Source organism: Sphingomonas sp., assembly GCF_026460985.1.
Taxonomy (GTDB): Bacteria; Pseudomonadota; Alphaproteobacteria; order Sphingomonadales; family Sphingomonadaceae; genus Sphingomonas.
In genome coordinates, this window is sequence record NZ_JAPKNM010000006.1 from 58954 (window position 1) to 74365 (window position 15412).

The 15412-nt window shown below is 67.8% G+C and carries 9 protein-coding genes; 1 reads left to right on the forward strand and 8 read right to left on the reverse strand.

Annotated elements, in window-relative coordinates:
* Positions 1-140: 140 nt before the first annotated feature.
* The 4 genes from MT490_RS02190 to MT490_RS02205 form a co-directional block, all read right to left on the reverse strand.
* Entirely contained in the window at positions 141-800 is a 660-nt protein-coding gene (locus MT490_RS02190) for a hypothetical protein (protein ID WP_297383870.1), read from the reverse strand.
* Between the two features lie 11 nt (positions 801-811).
* Positions 812-2347: a tryptophan halogenase family protein gene (locus MT490_RS02195; RefSeq protein ID WP_297383871.1), complete on the reverse strand. Its 1536-nt coding sequence runs from the start codon at positions 2345-2347 to the stop codon at positions 812-814.
* Positions 2344-3855: a tryptophan halogenase family protein gene (locus MT490_RS02200; protein WP_297383872.1), complete on the reverse strand. Its 1512-nt coding sequence runs from the start codon at positions 3853-3855 to the stop codon at positions 2344-2346. The genes MT490_RS02195 and MT490_RS02200 overlap by 4 nt, the downstream gene beginning before the upstream one ends.
* 80 nt (positions 3856-3935) lie before the next feature.
* On the reverse strand, positions 3936-6968 hold the full coding sequence (locus MT490_RS02205) for a TonB-dependent receptor (protein WP_297383873.1): 3033 nt from the start codon (positions 6966-6968) through the stop codon (positions 3936-3938).
* Positions 6969-7277: 309 nt separating this feature from the next.
* On the opposite strand from MT490_RS02205, the gene MT490_RS02210 reads away from it, so the two are divergent.
* On the forward strand, positions 7278-8468 hold the full coding sequence (locus MT490_RS02210) for a dipeptidase (RefSeq protein ID WP_297383875.1): 1191 nt from the start codon (positions 7278-7280) through the stop codon (positions 8466-8468).
* A 130-nt stretch (positions 8469-8598) separates the two neighbouring features.
* On the opposite strand, the gene MT490_RS02215 is transcribed toward MT490_RS02210, so the two are convergent.
* From MT490_RS02215 to MT490_RS02230, 4 genes are all read right to left on the reverse strand, one after another.
* Positions 8599-9999 carry a TolC family protein gene (locus tag MT490_RS02215; RefSeq protein WP_297383876.1) on the reverse strand — a complete coding sequence of 467 codons (1401 nt, stop codon included), beginning with the start codon at positions 9997-9999 and terminating at the stop codon, positions 8599-8601.
* Between the two features lie 129 nt (positions 10000-10128).
* A complete protein-coding gene (locus MT490_RS02220) occupies positions 10129-13311 on the reverse strand; it encodes a multidrug efflux RND transporter permease subunit (protein WP_297383877.1) in 3183 nt (1060 codons plus the stop codon).
* Between the two features lie 169 nt (positions 13312-13480).
* Positions 13481-14755, reverse strand: a complete 1275-nt coding sequence (locus MT490_RS02225; protein ID WP_297383879.1) for an efflux RND transporter periplasmic adaptor subunit — start codon at positions 14753-14755, stop codon at positions 13481-13483.
* Complete coding sequence (locus tag MT490_RS02230) at positions 14752-15150, reverse strand: hypothetical protein (protein WP_297383881.1); 399 nt, start codon at positions 15148-15150, stop codon at positions 14752-14754. The genes MT490_RS02225 and MT490_RS02230 overlap by 4 nt, the downstream gene beginning before the upstream one ends.
* Between the last annotated feature and the right edge of the window lie 262 nt (positions 15151-15412).

Below are 15412 nucleotides of genomic sequence, written 5' to 3' on the forward strand. Positions count from 1 at the left end.
TACACGAATCCTCCCCCGCCAGGGGGAGGTGTCGCCGAAGGCGACGGAGGGGGAGGTAAGCGACACATTGGCCGTCGTGCTTCCGCCCCCTCCGTCATGCTGCGCATGCCACCTCCCCCTGGCGAGGGAGGATTAATGAATTACCCCGCGGGCGCGTCGAAGGTGAAGCTGTGGGTTTCGCCGGCGACCATCACCGTGACCACCAGCCCGCGCTCGCGCTTGTTGCGGAACTTGATCTTCTCCGAGACCAGCTGACCCGCGGCGACCTGGCCGGGGGCGATATTGGTGTCGGCGAGAATGCCGGCCTGGAGCGCGGCGATCTGCTGCTCGGCCGCCGCGACATCGGCGGACTTGCGCGTACGCTTGCCCGTCGGCTGCGCGACCGGGCCCGAGGTCATGCCGCCGGTGAAGCCGCTGACGTCCTTCTGTCCCGAAAAGGTGGTGTTCATCGCCGGGGCGCTCTGCTGGGCGGCAACCGTGGGCTCGGCGCCGCCCATTCCGGCCGCCGCGCGCACGTCCTGGATGAGCGCGGCCAGGGGACGGACCGCGATCGTCTCGCCCGCGGCAGTCGCGATCCGCACCGAGGCGGGACCGAAGGCGACCGGCTCGCGCGTGCGGTTCTGCGCGGCGATCCGCAGCACCAGCCGACCGTCCGACAGCGCGGGGTCGGCACTGACGCTGACCGCGCTCGCCGTCTTGGTCGAGGTGATCCCGGCATGGATGTCCTGCAGCGCGGCCGCCGTGAGCGGGACCGCGGCGCTCGCCAGCAGCAGCGGGAAGATCGCGGTGCGCAGCTTCATCGTCTCGGCTCCTATCCTGCGGATGCGGCTTTGATCGGCTGCCCGGCAGCGGCGCTGCAGAAGCGGTCGATATATTGCTGGTGCGTGGGCATGCGATCGGCGGTCTGTGCGATCACCTGGCGCATGCCGCCGAGGATCGCGGCAAGCTCCTGCGGCGCGACCGTGTCGGCGAGCGGATCGTGCGCGGCGGGCCAGACCCCCTGCCCCATCAGCACCGCGAGCCAGCTGGGGGGATGGAAGAGCTCGTACTGGCGCTCGATCAGCCGGCCGTTGGCGCGGAACATCTCCATCTTGGCCGCGAGCGTATCGGGGATCGGCATCGCCGCGCACTGGCGCCAGAACGGCTCGTCGCGCTGGTTGGCCTGGTAATGGAGCACGAGGAAGTCGCGGATCGATTCCATCTCGGCATCGACCAGCCGGTTATACTCGGCCGCGAGGAGCGGATCGAAGTTGCGATCGGGGAACCAGGACAGGAGCTTGGAGATGCCGGTCTGGATCAAGTGGATGCTGGTCGATTCGAGCGGCTCGAGGAAGCCGGAGGCGAGGCCGAGCGCGATGCAGTTGCGGTTCCAGGCGCGACGGCGGCGGCCGGTGGTGAAGCGCAGCGGGCGCGGATCGGCCTCGGGCGCACCGTCGAGGTTCGCCATCAGGATCGCATGCGCCTCGTCGTCCGAGATCGCGCCGCTGCAATAGACATGGCCATTGCCGGTACGGTGCTGGAGCGGGATGCGCCATTGCCACCCCGCCTTGCGCGCGGTCGAGCGCGTGAAGGGCGTCGGATCCTCGACCCGCGCGCAGGGCACCGCGATCGCGCGATCGCAGGGCAGCCAGTGCGTCCATGCCTCGTAGCCGGTGTCGAGCGCCTCGGTGATCAGCCCGCGAAAGCCGGTGCAGTCGATGAACAGATCGGCCTCGATCGACCGCCCGTCGGCGAGGGTGAGCCGATCGACGAACCCGTCCTCGGGGCGGAGCACCACCTCGGCGATCTTGCCCTCGACGCGCACGACGCCGCGCGCCTCGGCGCGGGCGCGGAGATAGCGGGCATAGAGCGAGGCGTCGAAATGATAGGCGTAGGAGAAGGTCGAGAAGACCGGCGGCGACTGGGGCGTCGCGATCTCGAACCGGCCGCGATACGCCGCCTGGTGCGTGAGCGAATAGGCGTCGAGCGGCGTGGTGCTGCCCAATGTGCGCGCGCGGAGCCATTGCTGGTGGAAGGGCGTGAGCCCGAAATCGTCGCCATAGCGGCCGAAGGGATGGAAATAGCGTTCGCCGGGACGCAGCCAGTCGACGAACTCGATGCCGAGCTTGAACGTGCCCTGGGTCGCGCGGACGAACTCGTGCTCGTCGACGCCGAGGATCTTGTTGAACAATTGGATCGGCGGGATCGTCGCCTCGCCCACGCCGATCGTGCCGATCTCGTCGGATTCGACGAGCACGATACGGCACTGGTCCGGCCGGAACGCAGTGGAGAGCGCGGCGGCGGCCATCCAGCCCGCGGTGCCGCCGCCGGCGATCAGGATCGAGCGGATGCGATCGTCGGCGCTCATGCGGCCTCCGCCTGGCAGCAATGCCGGATGAAGATTTCGTGCGGCGGCATCGCCTCGGCCGCGCGGACGAGCTGCTGACGGCGATGCGCGAGGCCGGCGCGGAGCCGCTCGGGATCGAGCCGATCGACCAGGGGATCGTAACGATCGGGCAGGAAGCCGTTGCCCGCGAAGATCGCGACCCAGCTCGGCTCCTGATAGCTCTCCTCCGAGAGAAGAGGCACGCGGCCGGTGGCGCGGAACATTTCGATCTTGTGGCGCAACGTGTCGGGCACTTCCATCGTGCGGCAATAATCCCAGAGCGGCGCGTCGTCACGGCGGGTGAGACAGTAATGGAGGATCAGGAAGTCGCGGATCCGCTCGAACTCGCTGGTGGTGACGCGGTTATACTCCTCGGCGATGCGCGGATCCCAGTTGCGGTCGGGGAAATACTCGATCAGCCGCGCGATCCCCGTCTGGATGAGCTGGATGCTGGTCGATTCGAGCGGCTCCATGAAGCCGCCCGCCAGCCCGATCGCGACGCAATTGCCGTTCCAGAACTTCCGCCGCCGCCCCGTGGTGAAGCGCAGCACGCGCGGATCGGCGAGGAGCTCGCCCTCGACGTTCGCGGTGAACAGCTCGCGTGCGCGCGCATCGTCGGTGAAGCGCGACGAATAGACATAGCCGTTGCCCATCCGGTGCTGGAGCGGGATGCGCCATTGCCAGCCGGCCTCGCGCGCGGTGGAAACGGTGTGCGGCGTCGGGGGCCCCGCGAGCGTGCTCGGCGCGACCACGGCGCTGTCGCAGGGCAGCCAGTGGCGCCAGTCCTCGTACCCGGTGCCGAGCGCTTCCTCGATCAGCAGCCCACGGAACCCCGAACAATCGACGAACAGGTCGGCGGCGTGGCTTTGCCCATCCTGCGTGACCACCGCGGCGATCCGGCCGCTCTCGCCATCGAGCCGGGCGTCGACCACCCTGCCCTCGATCCGGCGCACGCCGCGCTTCTCGGCATAGTTGCGCAGGAAGCGGGCGTAGAGAAGCGCGTCGAAATGGAAGGCGTAGCGATAGAAATGCTGCTGGCTCGCCGGATCGGGCGACGGTGGGGCAAAGCGGCCGCGACGCGCCATCGCGTAAGGCAGGCTGTAGTCGTCGATCGGCGTCGTGTCGCCCTGCCCGCGCAGCTTGAGCCAGTGATGGTGCGGCGCGATGCCTTCGATCGCATCGCCATAGTCGCCGAAGCCGTGGAAATGGGTGTTGCCGATCGTGCCCCAGTCGCGGAACTCGATGCCGAGCTTGAAGGAGCCCTGGGTCGCCTTGACGAACTCGCGCTCGTCGATCCCGAGCAGGCCGTTCAGGTGCTGCATCAGCGGCACCGTCGCCTCGCCGACGCCGATGGTACCGATCTCCTCGGACTCGATCAGCGTGATCGTGCAGCGCGCGGGATCGAGGAAGCGCGACAGTACGGCCGCGCTGATCCATCCGGCGGTACCCCCGCCGACGATGAGGATCGATTGAATCGCCTGATCGGACATGCTGCCCCGGAGGTTAGACGCGACGGGACCCGGAAAAAAGATGGCGGCGCCCCCGAGGGGACGCCGCCAAGTTTCTGGGATCAGAAGCTGGCCCGGATGATACCGGCGATGCGCCTGTCGGTATCCGTCCAGCTGTAGCGCGGATGGAGGACCGCACCTCCGACGTCCAGGAACGTGCGCGTGTTGAGCAGATTGGTGCCCTGCACGCCGATCTTGATGTTGTTCGTGATGTTGACGAGGATCGAGCCGTCGAGCTGGCCGTAATCCTCCGACCAGACCGGGGCGTTGAGGTTCGCCGCCGAGGTCGTCAGCAGATATTCCGACCGCCAGTTATAGGCGAGCCGCGCCGAGACCCCGTACTTCTCGTAGATCGCGGCGACGTTGTAGCTCCACTTGGACATGCCCTCGAGCGGCAGCGTCGTGTCGTTCGCGTTGTTGATCTGGTTGGGATCGAGCGTGTTGACCGGCTGGTTGGCGCCGCCGGTGCTGTCGACATAGGTCAGGTTGCCCGAGAAGCCGAGCCCGCCGAGCACGCCGGGCAGCATGTCGAAGAACTGGGTATAGGCCAGCTCGAAGCCCTTGATCTTGCCGTGCTCGCCATTGACGGCGCGCGTGACATTGAACGTCATCGACTGGCCGTTGCTGGTATAGGTCTCGTTGGCGTTGCCCGAGATGATGTAGTCCTTGATGTCCTTGTAAAAGGCCGCGAACGTCAGGCTGTTCGACTTGCCGAAATAATATTCGGCGCTGAAGTCGAACTGATCCGACTTGGTCGGCTTCAGGTACGGATTGCCCGCCTGCCCGGTCAGCCCGTTGGGCTGCGCGCGCAGCTGATAGCCGTTGGTCTCGAGGCTGAAGCCGAGCGTCGCATAGGGCCGCAGCTGCGAGAAGTTCGGCCGTACGATCGCCCTGCCCGCCGCGAGGCGCAGCTGGAGCTGATCGGTGACGAAGAACCGCAGGTTCAGCGTCGGCAGGACGTTGGTATATTCGTTGGAATAGGTCTGGTCGGCAAGCCGGCCGCCGGCGCCCGCGTTCGAGAAGGCAAGCGCCTGGATGAGGCCGGCGCAAGCCGCGGCACCGTTCTGCGCGATGCAGGCGGCAGGCGTCATCGCGTTCGAAATCGAGCCGACGCTGAGATAGCCGGTCGCCTCGTTCTTGGTACGCACGACGCGGACGCCGATATTGCCGTCGAAGTGCAGCGGACCCTCCGAACCGAAGCGCAGCATGCCGTAGCCCGCCAGCGTCTTCTCGCGCTGGACGGCGATGCCGCCCGAGGGATTGTCGCCTGCGGGATTGGCGGAGGCGTAGCTGTTCTCGGTCAGCGGGGTCCAGCCCCAGCCCGACGTCTCCGTGGCCTTGAGATACTCATAGGCATTGGCGGTGCCGTTGGTCATGAGATCGACCGACGGGAACCAGCCCACGCCCGGAACGGCGATGTTGCCGCGGAAGAAATCGTCGTAGTTGAACTGTTCCGACTGCGCCGGCAGGCCCGGGTTCGCAGGCGACCCGGTCTGGTTCAGGAAGACCGGCGCGCCGCCGCCATTGCCCCAGAACTGGTTCGAGAGCAGGCCCCAGTTATAGCCGGTCTGGCGGGTGACGGCCTCGCGATCGGTGGCGCGGACGCCCGCGCGGAACGACTTGAGGAAGCTGTCGTCGTTGAACTTGTACTCGACATCGAGGCGCTCGGCCCACTGGCCCGCACGATTGTCCTCGATGTGGTCCATCGCCGCGGCCCACCAGTAATTGGCCTGGCCGGCGAGCGACGCACCGTTCTCGGTGGTCGTGACGCTGGGCGTGTTGCCGCTCAGATCGAACGCGATATTGGGACGGCGCGCATCGAAGAAGCCGGGCGCGACACCGAATTCGCTGAAGGCGGTGAAGCTGAGCACGTCCGAAGTCGAGTGCACGCGCTGGACGTCGGCGCTGACCGCCCAGTGATCGCCGGGGGTCCATTTCCAGTTGATCGAATAGTCGCGCGTGACCTTGTGCGACTCGCCGTAGCGCGTGTCGAGGTCCATGTTGGCGTTGCGATAGGTGCCCGCCTGGAGCACGCCGTCGCCGTTGACCTGATAGGTCGAATCATAGTCGGGGAGCGAATAGACGCCCTCGGCATGCTCCATGTCCTTCGGATCGGCCGAAGAGACGAAGCCTTCGAAGGTGAAGGTCATGTCGGGATCGGGACGAAGCTGAACCGATCCGTTGAACGAAGTACGACGCTGCTGCCAGTCGATCCGGCGCCAGCCGAGCGACGAGGGCACCAGGATGTTCTGGAACCCCGCCGGCGCGCCGGCGTTCGCGCGCACCGTGTAGGTGCCGAGCTGGATGCTGTCGGTACGATTGCCGATATTGTTGATGCTGCCCGAGAGCAGGATGCCGATCTCGCCCAGGCCGACGTCCCAGCGGTTGCTGTAGAGGCCGTTGGCGGACCAATAGCCCTTCTGGCGCATATCGGCATAGTTGTAGTCGCCCGACACGGCGATGACCTGCCCGGCTTGGTCGAAGGGCTTGCGCGTGCGCAGGTTGACGATGCCGCCGACACCGCCTTCGATCATTTCGGCCGAGGGGTTCTTGTAGACGTCGACGCCGGCGAGCAGATCGGGCGAGACGTCCTCGAAGCTCAGGCCGCGGCCGTTGTTCGCCGAGAAGACGTCGCGGCCGTTGGTTTCGGAACGGACCCAGGAGAGGCCGCGGATGAAGACGCCGCCGCCTTCCGCCGCGAGGCGGGCGGGATCGCGATTCTCGTTGGTGCGCTGGAGCGTGATGCCGGGGATGCGCTGGAGCGCCTCCGAGACCGAGCGATCGGGAAGCGCGCCGATATCCTGTGCGGAGATCGAGTCGACGATCTGGTCGGCGTTGCGCTTGATGTTGCGCGCGCTGGTGAGCGAGGCGCGAATGCCGGTGACAACGACGTCGTCGTCCTGCGCGGCCTCGCTCGCGGGCGCCGTCTGATCGGCAGGCTGGGCCTGATCCTGCGGCGGCGCGGCGGCGACGATGGGATCATCGGCGGCGAAAGCGGGCATTGCCCAGCTGGTGGCGACCAGCGCGAGAGTGGAAACACCGCGGCGAATCAATCCGGCGCGCGATCCGCCAAAACCCGAACGAACCTCAGTCATCAAATTCCCCCTCCCAATCCGCAGAGGAGGAATCCGGCCCCATGCCGCGACTCGACCCATCCGCGCTTTTCCCGCCTCTGACGGGCGGGTTCCATGCATGTTTATTAGCGCTAACAATTTTCACATACAAGTACAGATTGTGTCTGGAATCGTGCTCCCGGCGAAAACGTGGCTCCAGAGCAACAGGGTGTCAGCCGCCCCTCCGCGCGAGCGATATATTCCGCCAAGCTATGCCGAGACCACTTCCGGCGGGCTGTACGCCCCTCCCCGCCCACGCCATAGCTGCGGGCGATTTCTGCGAGGTACCCGATGAAGAAGCTCGTCCTGCTTGCCCTGCTCGCCACCACCGCCTGCGCCGCCTCGCGCGCCGCGCCGGGCGAGGATGCCGATCTGCACAAGCGGCTGCTGACGCTCGACACCCATCTCGACACGCCGGTCCATTTCAGCCGTCCCGGCTGGAGCTTCGGCGAGCGGCACGATCATGCCACCGATCCGGCGCAGGTCGATCTGGGCCGCATGGACGCGGGCGACCTCGATGGCGGGTTCTTCGTGATCTACACCGCATCGGGTCCTCTGACCCCGGAAGGCTATGCCGCCGCCAAGGACTTCGCGTTCAGGCGCTCGGACGAGATCCACGCGACTTTGGCCAAGTTCCCGGACCGGATCGGGCTGGCGACCAAGGCGAGCGACGCCGCGCGGCTCGACAAGGCGAGCAAGCGCTTCGCCTTCATCAGCATCGAGAACAGCTATCCCTTGGGCGAGGATCTCTCGTTGCTCGGCGAATTCTATCGGCGCGGCGTGCGCATGGCTTCGCCCGTGCATTTCCGCAACAACCAGTTCGGCGATTCGGCGACCGACAAGCCGAAGTGGAACGGCCTCAGCCCCCTGGGCAGGCAATGGGTCGCCGAGATGAACCGGCTGGGAATGGTGCTCGACGCGAGCCATGCCTCGGACGCGGTGCTCGACCAGATGATAGCGCTATCGAAAACGCCGGTGATCCTGTCGCACTCGGGATCGAAGGCGATCTTCGACCATGCCCGCAACCTCGACGATGCGCGCCTGCGCAGGCTCGCCGCATCGGGCGGGGCGATCTGCGCCAACGCCGCCTATCTGGGCGCGTCCAACCCCAATGCCGAGCGCTCGGAGATCTCCGACAAGCTGGAAGACGCCGGCAAGCTGGGACTGACTTCCGAGCAGGTCGCCGCACTCACCCGCCGCTTGCGCGAGATCGAGGCGACGGCGCCGTCGCAGCAGGCCGATTTCGAGACCTATATGCGGCTGGTGCTCCACCTGATCGAAGTGGCTGGCGTCGACCATGTCTGCTTCGGCGCCGATTGGGACGGCGGCGGCGGCGTCCCCGGCTTCGAGGACATCGACGCGCTGCCCAAGGTCACCGCGCGGCTGCGCCAGGCGGGTTATTCGAAGGCCGACATCGAGAAGATGTGGAGCGGGAACGTGCTGCGCCTGCTGCGGACGGCGGAGGAGCGGAAGGGGCGGTAGGCCACGCCAGCCACAACCCATACGTCATCCCCGCGAAAGCGGGGACCCATCTCCCACGCTATCCCCAAATGCACCGGTGCATTTTGCCGCTCGCTCAGGAGATGGGCCCCCGCTTTCGCGGGGGTGACGATCAAGTGCGTGCGGTTTGCCACCCTCCCCCGAGCGCCTTGAACAGATCGACCTGCGTATCGGCGATCTGCGCGTCCGCAGCGGCGAGGGCCGCCTCGGCATCGGCGAAGGTGCGTTCGGCGTCGAGCAGCGCGAGCGAGTCGATATCGCCTTCGCGCTGGCGGGCGCGGGCGATGTTGACCGCGGCCTGCGCCTCGGTCTGCGCGGCCTGCAACGCGGCACGGCGCTCGAGCGCATGGGCGTAGGCCGAGAGCGCGGTCTCGGTCTCCTGCAGCGCGCCGAGCACAACCCCGTCGAAGGTGGCGAGCGCGGCCTGCGTGTCGGCCTCGGCAGCCTGCACGCGCGCCCGTGCCGGTTCGGGGTTCACGGCCCAGTTTAGCAGCCCGCCGAGCAGCCAGCGCAGCGGCCCGCCGCCGAAGATCTCCCCGACGTCGTTGCCGGTCGAGCCGACCGAGCCGCCCAAGGTGATGCGCGGATAAAGGTCCGCGGTGGCTACGCCGATCCGGGCCGTATTCGCCGCAAGGCGGCGCTCGGCGGCGCGGATGTCGGGACGGCGGGCGAGCAAGGCCGCGCCGTCGCCGACCGGGATCGGCTGGTTGAGTCGCAGCGTCTCGGTCCGCGCGCGGGCGGTGTCGGGCAGGTCGGCGGGGGTGCGGCCGGTGAGCGTGGCGAGACGGAACAGCGCCGCGTCGCGCTCGGCAGCGAAGGCGGGGACCTCGGCCTGGCGCTGGTTGCGCAGCGCGCCGATGCGGGCAGTGTCGAGGCGGGTAGCGAGGCCGACATTGCGGCGGCGCTCGGTCAGGTCGATCGACTGGTCGAGCAGCTTGACGATGCGCTCGGCCACTGCGAGCCGCTCGGCGGCAGAGGCGGCGTCGGCATAGGCGCGCGCAGTCTCGGCGGCGACGATCACGCGCACCGCATCGGCATCGGCTTCCGCCGCGGCGACGTCGCCGCGCGCCGCCTCGACCCCGCGCGAGACGCGGCCGAACAGGTCGACTTCGTAGCTGACATCGAGCCCGGCATCGATCTGCCAGTCCTCGCGCGGCGCGCCGACGGGCCGCTGGCTTTCGGGGACGCGGCCATAGTTCGCGCTTCCGCTCACACTCGCCTGGGGCAGCCGGTCGGCATTGGCGCCGCGCAGCGCCGCGCGGGCGCGGGCGATGCGCGCGACGGCGACGCGGACGTCGGTATTCGCGGCGAGAGCGTCGGTGACGAGCTGGTCGAGGACCGGATCGTTGTAAAGCCGCCACCAGTCGCCCTTGACGGGCTCGGGAGTGACCGCGGGGCTGGTGGCGACGAAATTGCCGGCAGCGGTCTGGGGATGGACCGGGGCGACATAGTCAGGGCCGGCGGCGCAGGCGGCGAGCGCGAGCGCGGAGGCGGTAATCAGGAAATTGCGCATGATGTGCGTCCTTAAGCTTCGATCGCCCTCACCCTTCCCACTCGCTTCGCGAGCGGGCCCCTTCCCTCTCCCGACGGGAGAGGGAGGGAGCGGCCGAAGACCGCGGAAGGGTGAGGGTGACAACATCGGTTACTCCGCCGGCTGCAGCACGGGTTCGGCCTCTCCGCCCGATCCACGCCGCCTGCGCGCGAGACGCTGTCCAAGCTCGCGGCAGACGACGTAGAAGGTCGGCGTGAAGAGCAGGCCGAACGCGGTCACGCCCATCATCCCGAAGAACACTGCGGTGCCCAGCGCCTGGCGGAGCTCGGCCCCCGCCCCGCTCGCGATCAGCAGCGGCACCACGCCGAGGATGAAGGCGAACGAGGTCATCAGGATCGGCCGCAGGCGATCGCGCGCGGCGCGCACCGCCGCCTCGACCGGCGACAAGCCATCCTCCTCCTCGGCCTGCTTGGCGAACTCGACCACAAGGATCGCGTTCTTCGCGGCCAAAGCGATCAGCACGACGAGGCCGATCTGGGTGAGGACGTTATTGTCCATCCCCCGGAGGTTCACGCCCGCCATCGCCGCGAGCAGGCACATCGGCACGATCAGGATGATCGCCAGCGGCATGGTCAGGCTCTCATATTGCGCCGCCAGCACAAGGAAGACGAACAGCACCGCCAGCGCGAAGACGAGGCCCGCGGTGCTTCCCGCCATCTTCTGCTGATAGGCGATACCGGTCCACTCCGCGCTGTACCCAGCGGGCAGCTGGCTCGCGAGCTGCTCCATCGTGTCGAGCGAGCGGCCCGAGCTGTAGCCCGGCGCGGTGTCGCCATCGACCTCGACCGCCGGGAACAGGTTGTAGCGCGTCACGCGATACGGCCCGGTCTTGTTCTCGAAGGTCGACACCGAACCGATCGGCACCATCGCGCCCGAGTTCGAACGGGTCTTGAGGTTGGCGATGTCCGCCTCGGTGGCGCGGAACGGCGCATCGGCCTGCGCGGTCACCCGATAGGTGCGGCCGAGCATGTTGAAGTCGTTCACGAAGGCCGAGCCGAGATAGACGTTGAGCGCCTCGAACACCCGCTCGGGCGGAATGCCCAGCATGTCGGCCTTGCGCCGATCGATATCGGCGAAGACGCGCGGGGTGGCGGTGTTGAAGAAGGTGTAGATCTGCTTGAGGCCCTCGGTCTGGTTGGCCTGGCCGATCAGCCCATAGGCGGTCTTGCCCAGCGCCTCATAGCCATGCTCGCCACGGTCCTCGATCATCATCCGGTAGCCGCCGGCCGAGCCGATGCCCTGGATGACGGGCGGCGGCACGACGAGCAACATCGCCTCGTTGATGTCCGCGGTGCGCTTGCGCGCCTCGCCCATGATGTCCTCGAAGCTGACGCCGAGCTTCTTGCGCTCCTCGAAGGAGAGCAACGGCACGTACGCAGCAGCCGAGTTCGGGGCGAGCGTCTGCGATGGGCCGTCGAAGCCGGCGAGCATCACCGAGCCCTTGACGCCCTTGATCGGCAGGATGCGCGCGACGACCTTGCGCATCACTTCGTCGGTCCGCTCGAGCGAGGAGCCCGGCGGCAGCTGGATCACGGTCAGGAAATAGCCCTGGTCCTGCTGCGGGATGAAGCCGACCGGCGTCACCCAGAACATGCCGATCGTCGCGGCGATCAGGCCGACATAGGTCACCATCATCCGCTTGGGCCGCATCACCAGCACGCGGGTGAGCTTGGCATAGCCGACGCTCAGCCGTTCGAAGCCGGCATTGAACAGATCGGCGCCACGGCGCAGCACCCGGGCGATCGGCCCCTTGGGCTCGCCCTCATGCCCGTGCAGCAGCACTGCGGCGAGTGCGGGCGAAAGCGTGAGCGAGACGAGCAGCGAAATCGCGGTCGCGGCCGAGATCGTCACCGCGAACTGCTTGTAGAAGGCCCCCGACAGCCCGTTGAGGAACAGGGTCGGCAGGAACACCGCGAGCAGCACCAGCACGATCGCGACGAGCGCGCCCGACACCTCGTCCATCGACGTCTTCGCCGCCTGGAGCGGGGTCATGCCGCGCGCGAGGTTGCGCTCCACATTCTCGACCACGACGATCGCGTCGTCGACGACGATGCCGATCGCCAGCACGAGGCCGAACAGCGAGAGGTTGTTGAGCGAATAGCCGAGCGGCAGCAGCACCGCCATCGTGCCGATCAGCGACACCGGGATCGCGATCACCGGGATGATCGCCGCGCGCCACTTCTGCAGGAAGACGATGACGACGAGCACGACGAGCAGGATCGCCTCGGCCAGCGTATGATAGACCGCGTCGATCGACTGGGAGATGAACTCGGTCGGGTTGTAGATGACGCGATATTCGAGGCCCTTGGGGAAGGTCTTCGACATCGCCTCGAGTTCGTGCTCGATCGCCTGCGCGGCGGCGAGCGCGTTCGAGCCCGGGCGCTGGAAGACGCCGAGGATCACCGTGGGCTCGTTCGAGAGATAGGTGTTGGAAGAATAGTCGGCCGCGCCGAGCTCGACGCGCGCCACGTCGCTCACGCGCACCTGGCGGCCGTCGGCGTCGGTGCGGATCACGACCTGGCTGAACTCGCCGGGATTCTTGAGACGACCCTGCGTCTCGATGTTGAGCTGGTAGGCGTTGCCGCTGGGCGTCGAACCGGGCTGGCCGAGCGAACCGGCGGCGACCTGGATGTTCTGCGCGCGCAGTGCCTGGACGATGTCGCCCGCGGTGAGGTTGAGCGCCGCCGCGCGGCCCGGATCGATCCAGACGCGCATCGCATAGTCGCGCGCACCGAACATGCGCACGTCGCCGACGCCCTCGACGCGGGCGAGGCGGTCCTTCACCTGGGTGAGCGCATAGTTGGAGATATAGCTGCGATCGACCGACTTGTCGGGCGAGATCAAATTGACCACCATCAGGAAGTCCGGGGTGGTCTTGCGCGTCACGACGCCGAGCCGCTGTACCTCCTCGGGCAGGCGCGGGATGGCGACCGCGACGCGGTTCTGCACCAGCACCTGCGCGTTATCGAGATTGGTGCCCGACTTGAACGTCACGGTGATGGTGACGTTGCCGTCGCCGGTCGACTGCGACGACTGGTAAAGCATGTCGTCGACGCCGTTGATCTCCTGCTCGATCGGCGCGGCGACCGTCTCGGCGACGGTTTCGGCCGATGCGCCGGGATAGGAGGCGGTGACCGTCACCGTCGGCGGGACGATGTCGGGATATTGCGAGACGGGAAGTCCCACATAGGCGATCGCGCCGATGATGGTGATGATCACCGCGATGACCGCGGCGAAGATCGGGCGCGTGATGAAGAAACGCGAGAGGCGCATGGGCCTACTCCTCGCTGGAGGGATTATTCGATCCGTTCGCCCTGAGCCTGTCGAAGGGCTCTAGCCACGCGCGCAACGCATGCGGCACCGGGCCTTCGACAAGCTCAGGCCGAACGGAAGGTTTTGGGTCCTGCCGCCGGGCCTTGGGGACCGCCCGGCGGCAGGTCGGTCAGCGCGCGAAGGTCGCTTCGCCCGTGACCGGAGCCGAGATGACCGGGGTCTCCGCCGCCTTGAGCGGCTCGACCTTGCCCTGTTTGATCTGAGGCTTGATGCCGGGCTGCTGGATAAGCTGGGCGCCGGCGATGACGACGCGATCGTTCCGGTTCAGCCCCGAACGGATCACGCGCAAACCGTTGACCACCGGCCCGACCTCGACCGGCCTGGGCTGGAGCGTGCCGTCGGGCCCGACGACCATCACCAGCTTGCGCGCCTGATCGGTGCTGATCGCGGCATCGGGCACCATCAGCGCGGTGGCGGTGCCGCCCGCCGAGAGCCGCATGTTGCCGAACATGCCGGGGGTGAGGAACATCCCCGGATTGGTCAGCACCGCGCGGCCGCGGATCGTCCCCGAGCGCGGATCGAGCCCGTTGTCGGTGAAGTCGAGATGGCCCTTCCAGCGATAGTCGGTCTCATCCTGGAGGCGGATCTCGACCGGCGATTCCTTGCCGCCCGCCGCAGCCGCGCGCTTGGCCTTGAGGAACAGGGCCTCCGATCCGTCGAAGGTGAAGTAGATCGGATCGAGCGCGTTGATCGTGGTGAGCAGCGAGCCGCCCGCCCCTTCCCCAGCCGCGACCAGATTGCCGGCATCGACCTTGCGGTCCGAGATGCGGCCGGCAATCGGAGCGCGGACCTGGGTGAACTCGACGTCGAGCGACCGGGCGCGGACCCGGGCCTGCGCCGCGGCGACCGAGGCGTGGGCCGCACGGACGCGGGCCTGGAGCCGCTCGACATCGCTCTTCGACACCGCCTCGGCCGCGACCAGCCGTTCGGCGCGGCCGAGATCGGACTGGGCGAGCGCGAGGTCGCTCTGCGCGGTGGCGAGACCCGCCCGCGCCTCGGCGAGCGCCGCGGCGAATGGGCGCGCGTCGAGCGTGAAGAGAAGCTGGCCCTTCTGAACGATCGCGCCGTCGGTGAAGTGGATGCCGACGACCTGCCCCGAGACGCGCGGGCGCACCTCGACGCTGCGGCTCGCCTCGAAGCGACCGACATAATCGTCCCATTCATTGACTTCGCGGACGAGCGGCTGGGCGACGGTGACGGTGGGCGGCGGCGGCGCGGCGATCGCCGGCGCCTGGCGGTTGAAGAAGCCGACCCCACCGGCGACGAGGAGGACGGGGAGCGCAACGAAGGCGCCCTTCTGCCAGAGCGGTCGGCGCTTGCCGTCGACGGGACCCGGCTCGGCCGCGTTCGGCTCGACCGGATCGATACGCGTGATCATGTTCATGCACGATTTCCCTGATTGAGGGCTGCCCGGCCCCGGCTGATGCTGGCGAGCAGCGTTTCATATTGTTCGAGAGTGAAGCCCGCCTCGTGGAAGGCGCGGATCGCGGCGCGCGGCACCGAATAGCCCTTGTGCCAGGCGAGGACGGCGAGACGGCGGAGCGCCTCGAGACGCGAATCGGCGAGCGCGGGATTGGGCCGCTGGCCGCCGAAGATCATGGTGAGCGCGGTGGCGAGGCGGCCCGGCCTTTCGAGCGAGGACAGCCGATCGTGCTGGGCGATCGCCACGACCTGCCATTCGAGCGCGGAAAAGCCGGTCTGGGTGCGCGGCGCCGAGGCGACGTCGGTCGGCACGGCGACGGGGCTGCCCTGCAGCGCGGCGAAGTTCAGATAGGCCATGGTTCTTCTCCCTTCCTGCCGGCGGCGGACGTACCGCTCCCCTGCCCGCGGCACCTGACCACGGGATCACCGGCGATTTGCTGTCGCGAAGGCACGGACCTCCCCTCGCCCGGGCAATGCCCGCACGCCGAAAAGGCTGGCCTCGAATGTGGATCGGCACCGCGAGGCGCCGATGGTTCAGGCCGTGGCCCGATCCCGCTGGTTGCAAGGCTGACGCATAGGCGGCTCCTTCGTCTGGTCCCGGTTGCGAAGGTGACGGATC

Coding starts and splice junctions, on each gene's coding strand:
- MT490_RS02190 (WP_297383870.1), bottom strand. CDS start 800: ATGAAGCTGCGCACCGCGATCTTCCCGCTGCTGCTGGCGAGCGCCGCG.
- MT490_RS02215 (WP_297383876.1), bottom strand. CDS start 9,999: ATGCGCAATTTCCTGATTACCGCCTCCGCGCTCGCGCTCGCCGCCTGC.
- MT490_RS02205 (WP_297383873.1), bottom strand. CDS start 6,968: ATGACTGAGGTTCGTTCGGGTTTTGGCGGATCGCGCGCCGGATTGATT.
- MT490_RS02220 (WP_297383877.1), bottom strand. CDS start 13,311: ATGCGCCTCTCGCGTTTCTTCATCACGCGCCCGATCTTCGCCGCGGTC.
- MT490_RS02225 (WP_297383879.1), bottom strand. CDS start 14,755: ATGAACATGATCACGCGTATCGATCCGGTCGAGCCGAACGCGGCCGAG.
- MT490_RS02210 (WP_297383875.1), top strand. CDS start 7,278: ATGAAGAAGCTCGTCCTGCTTGCCCTGCTCGCCACCACCGCCTGCGCC.
- MT490_RS02230 (WP_297383881.1), bottom strand. CDS start 15,150: ATGGCCTATCTGAACTTCGCCGCGCTGCAGGGCAGCCCCGTCGCCGTG.
- MT490_RS02200 (WP_297383872.1), bottom strand. CDS start 3,855: ATGTCCGATCAGGCGATTCAATCGATCCTCATCGTCGGCGGGGGTACC.
- MT490_RS02195 (WP_297383871.1), bottom strand. CDS start 2,347: ATGAGCGCCGACGATCGCATCCGCTCGATCCTGATCGCCGGCGGCGGC.